At 47.8% G+C, this 4,622-nt stretch carries 2 protein-coding genes and 1 pseudogene; 2 read left to right on the top strand and 1 reads right to left on the bottom strand.

What is annotated here, in order from left to right; translation table 11 throughout:
• Both NWF35_RS05575 and NWF35_RS05570 read left to right on the top strand, forming a co-directional pair.
• Positions 1 to 1,036 (top strand): WIAG-tail domain (locus NWF35_RS05575; protein WP_301238101.1); only part of this gene is annotated, 1,036 nt, incomplete at its 5' end.
• A 104-nt stretch (positions 1,037 to 1,140) separates the two neighbouring features.
• A pseudogene (locus NWF35_RS05570) lies at positions 1,141 to 2,380 on the top strand (IS1182 family transposase); the annotation flags it as partial.
• A 153-nt stretch (positions 2,381 to 2,533) separates the two neighbouring features.
• On the opposite strand, the gene NWF35_RS05565 reads toward NWF35_RS05570, so the two are convergent.
• A complete protein-coding gene (locus tag NWF35_RS05565) occupies positions 2,534 to 3,949 on the bottom strand; it encodes a SpoVR family protein (protein ID WP_301238100.1) in 1,416 nt (471 codons plus the stop codon).
• Between the last annotated feature and the right edge of the window lie 673 nt (positions 3,950 to 4,622).

The following is a 4,622-nucleotide window of genomic DNA, read 5'->3' as shown; positions in this document are numbered from 1 at the left end:
CCTCGCTGATCAATCTGTCGACACTCCCAAAATTGCATCACAGGCCATTGTTTCCGACCATCTCACACCCGGATCCATCTCCGGTTCCCACATCCAGAATCAAGCTATCAGTACCCAACATCTCGCACCTGATACCGTTCAATCTCACCACATTCAAGCCGGAGCCATTGGACGGGGTCACCTGGCCGATCAATCCGTCTCTACCGCCAAAATCGAATCACAAGCCGTGGGATCCGACCATCTCGCTCCCGAATCTATCTCTGGTTCCCACATCCAGGATCAAGCTGTCAGTACCCAACATCTCGCACCTCATTGCGTCCAATCCCATCACATTCAAGCCGGGGCCATCGGACAGGATCACCTCGCCGATCAATCGATTGGTGTGGAAAAGTTGGCATTTGATCCGTCTCTTATGTTTGGAGGCAACAACCTTCGAACAGGAATACAGGGGTTCACCCTTCACGCGGGAAAAGATGCTGTATTGATCGAAGTTCCCGTCACACCCACCTTCGAGACAGACGAATATATTGTTGTCGCCATGACGGACCAGCCCTACTGTATGGTTAGTCTGGCTAGCCGCTCCCGACAGGCGTTTACCATCCGTGTACAACGAATGGGGGAAGATCACCTATTACTGCAAGGATTTTTCTTCTGGATCGCTGCACTCCCCACCTCCTCTACCACTTGGTCGAAGATACCCGTATCCGATAAAAACTCTTCGGAGGGATTAAAGGAATCTGAGATCTTCGCCAAGGTCAGCCAGACGCCTTCCCAATCGGAAGCCACGGAGATTGTGACGCATGAAATCCCAACTGAAGCGGATGACTTGCCTTTCACCAGTTTAAACCAGTCCTCAACAATTGACCATTTGTCCGAAAAAGACATCTTTGCGGCCTCTAATGAGCAAATGGAGACCTCTGATGAAGAAACGGGAACTTCTGATGGTGAAACGATGGAGTCCTATGCGACGCATGATAAACATTCCCAAACTGATGAATCGGATGAAGGAGACGATTTAAATGGTGAAATGAAATAAGCATAATAAAACCGAGTCCTCGGACTCGGTGAGGTTGTTGACAAAGAAGGTCAACAGCCTTTTTTGTTGAATAGGAATAAAAAACATTCCGGAGGAAGGTTTCTATGTTCAGGACGAATTCATCCAGAGAATTTCACCCAGAGATGGTCAACATAGAAGACCTGGTCCCACAAGATCATTTACTTAGGAAAATCAACTTGGCTATCTGTACGGAATCCGATCGGAAAGGCGGCTCATTGAAGAAATCCGGGTCAATATCGCTTACCGTTGGTTCGCTGGACTTTCCCTGACTGACCCGGTGCCCCATCACTCCACCTTTAGCCAAAATCGCCGCCGGCGATTTCAGCAGTCCACCATTTACCAGGAAATCTTTGATGAAATCGTACTTCAGGCAATTGGCCAAGGGTTTATTGATGGGAAGCAATTGTTCACAGACTCTACGTTTTTAAAGGCGAATGCAAGCAAAAGCAAGTTCAGGAAACAGAAAGTCACCGTAACACCTAAGGAATATATGGATGAGTTGGAAAAAGCCATCGACGAAGATCGGATTCAACACGGTAAAAAACCGTTTAAAAAAAAACAAATCCAACTGAAAGAAAGAGAAATCCGGGTGAGTACCACGGATCCTGACAGCGGTTATATGGTTCGGGATGGAAAACCCGAAGGGTTCTTCTACCTGGACCACCGAACCGTTGACGGAAAGTACAATTTTATCACAGATGTTTATGTGACTCCTGGAAATGTTCATGATTCGATCCCCTATCTCGAGCGATTGGATCGGCAGATCAGCCGTTTCGGATTCCGTGTCGGGGAAGTTGCCTTGGATGCTGGTTATCTCACCATGCCCATTTGTCAAGGACTTAAGGGACGTGAAATTTTTGCCGTGATTGCTCACCGGAGATTTCGACCGAAGAAAGGTCTGTTTCATAAATGGTAATTTAAGTACATACCGGAAAAAATGTGTATTTGTGCCCCGCTAAACACGAACTCCCTTACAAAACCACCAACCGATCCGGATACCGTGAATACAAATCCAACCCGAAAGTGTGTCAGACCTGCCCCTTTCTCTCCAAATGCACTCATTCCAAAACCTTTACAAAAACCATTACTCGCCATGTTTGGGAAGATGCAAAAGAATGGGCTCGACACAACCGTTTAAGCGATCGGGGAAAACAACTGTACAAAAGGAGAGGCCAAACTATTGAGCGCAGCTTCGCTGACGCTAAAGAACTTCATGGTCTTCGCTATGCACGTTACCGGGGGCTTGCCAAAGTCAGGGAGCAATGCCTCCTGACTGCTGTGGCTCAAAATGTTAAAAAACTGGCTTTACTCCTCTGGAAGAGAGGAAAAGGCTTTGCGATTTGGTTAATAGGTCACATCAGGTTTACTTTATTTGTATATATCCTAGAAATATACAAAACCCCATTCTTTTCCGAAGAAAAGGTCGGGGTTTGTCATCAATCTCACCGAGTCCTCGGACTCGGTCTAATTTTTGTCTCACAAAAAACGTCGGCTGCATTTTTTCCCGTTGTAACTGAACACGACCGACCGTTTCTCGATCACCGTCTCCAGATGGACAGTGCGCCCCCACAGGTGATACACGTGGGGCAACGTTTTCTCCAGATACTTTACGTCCAGCTCGGTGCCTTCATAGACATGCTCCAGATACAGCTCCCCATTTTGCAGATAGTCCCCATCCTTGACGAGGATATAGGGAAATCCGCCGTTCACCCGACTGGCCACCAATTCATCCCGTACGTTTTCCCATGATTTGTCCGTGATCTTCCATTCATTGCCCGTACGCTGAAACACGTACAAATCGAGCTCTTCAACCAACTCCTTGGTCAGGTAGTTGCGAATGAACGAGATGTCCGAATCCAGTTCCCTCACCTCAAACAGCTTTTCTCGTCCTTTTCCCGGGACACGGCCGTACCGCTCTCGTTCCTCTTCGGTCGGGTTGTCCCAGCGTCGCTCTATGTCCTCAAAGATTTTCAATCCCAGGTAATACGGGTTGAGTGAGGTTTTGGACGGTTGAATGACAGAGGCGTTCAATTTGGCAAATTCAATGGTTTCTTCCTCATTCAGATCCAGCTCCCGCATGATCCGGATGTGCCAATAGGATGCCCATCCCTCGTTCATGATCTTTGTTTCCAGCTGAGGCCAAAAATACAACATCTCCTCGCGCAGGATGGTGAGGATGTCCTGTTGCCAATCTTCCAGAATTCGACTGTGGTTCATGATGAACAGGAGCAGGTCTTTCTCTTTTTTGGGTGTGAGCTTCTTTCTGGAAGAAACACCGGATGCCGTTTTCTCCTTTTCTTTCTCATCCAGCAACCACAAGTCATCATACGGGGTCGACGGCTGTCGACGAGACGTCTCATCCCCGTCTTCCGGTTTGCGACGGGGCGGACGAATCAGTGTAGGGTCGATGTGTTCCTGAATCGCCAGTACATGATCCAAAAACGCCTCCACCTCGGCTTTGCCGTATTGCAATTCGTACGAGCGGATTCTTTCGGCGCTAGCCGCCATGCTTTCCACCATGTCGCGGGACGTATTGGCAAAGCGAACATTGTTTTTGAAAAAGTCGCAATGGGCCAGAACGTGGGCCACGATGAGCTTGTTTTGGATCAAGGAGTTTCCCTTCAATAAAAAGGCGTAACAGGGATTGGAGTTGATAACCAGTTCATAAATCCGACTGAGATTGAAATCGTACTGCAACTTCATCCGATGAAACGACTTGCCGAAACTCCAGTGGGAAAAGCGTGTCGGCATGCCGTAGGCACCAAATGTGTAAATGATGTCCGCCGGACAAATCTCGTATCGCATGGGATAAAAGTCCAAGCCAAACCCTTTCGCGATTTCAGTGATCTCATCGATTGCCCGTTCCAACGCCTTCAACTCTTCACTCATCATCCCCGGACATCCTTTCCATTCATCTTCGTGTGGTACATCTATATGCGTTCGAATGGAACAAGTTGCCGTCGGACCCAAAGTGGCGAATGATTCATTTACAAATCACCACCTGGTTTCATCCATTACCGGGTGTCTCTCGCCAGATTTTTTATGGTTTCCAAACAAATGCAACCGCTATTGGATGTCCCTTGAATCTCCTAATCGTTTTAGAAGTATGAAAAAGAGCCCCTGTTTAGCGAGGGGCTGCACACAATTAAAAAGAAATGAGCGTTTCATACGGACCCTGTCAGGACCATCATACAAAAAACCAATGAAATGAGCGGAAGCGCGTTAACAAAAGCCAAAACGATGATGGACTGGTTCGCAACATATCGCTTCGCAGAATCGGTCAAATGAGGATCTTGTTGGATTTGCATCCGGGTCAGAAAAATGTTTACCGCACCAAAAGCCATGATCAGAAGCGTAACAATTAAGGGGACAACAGGTTCGACAACAGGATGGTCAATGATTTGAAATGAGCCAAAAATCTTTGACACTCCACACGGCTAAAGCCGTGGGATTCTTGAGTGGTTAACGCCCTCAGTCCATTTCTGTTTCGGGCAACCCTCAAGCTAGGGGGTGTGTCATCACCCCGTCCCATATGGTTCTGCGCGACCGGGCACATGTACCCACA

It is taken from the genome of Polycladomyces subterraneus (assembly GCF_030433435.1).
GTDB classification, from domain to species: domain Bacteria; phylum Bacillota; class Bacilli; order Thermoactinomycetales; family JIR-001; genus Polycladomyces; species Polycladomyces subterraneus.
This window is presented reverse-complemented; position numbering and strand designations above follow the sequence as displayed.

Excerpts from the sequence above, each read along its gene's own strand:
- NWF35_RS05565 (WP_301238100.1), bottom strand. The coding sequence starts at position 3,949 with ATGATGAGTGAAGAGTTGAAGGCGTTGGAACGGGCAATCGATGAGATC.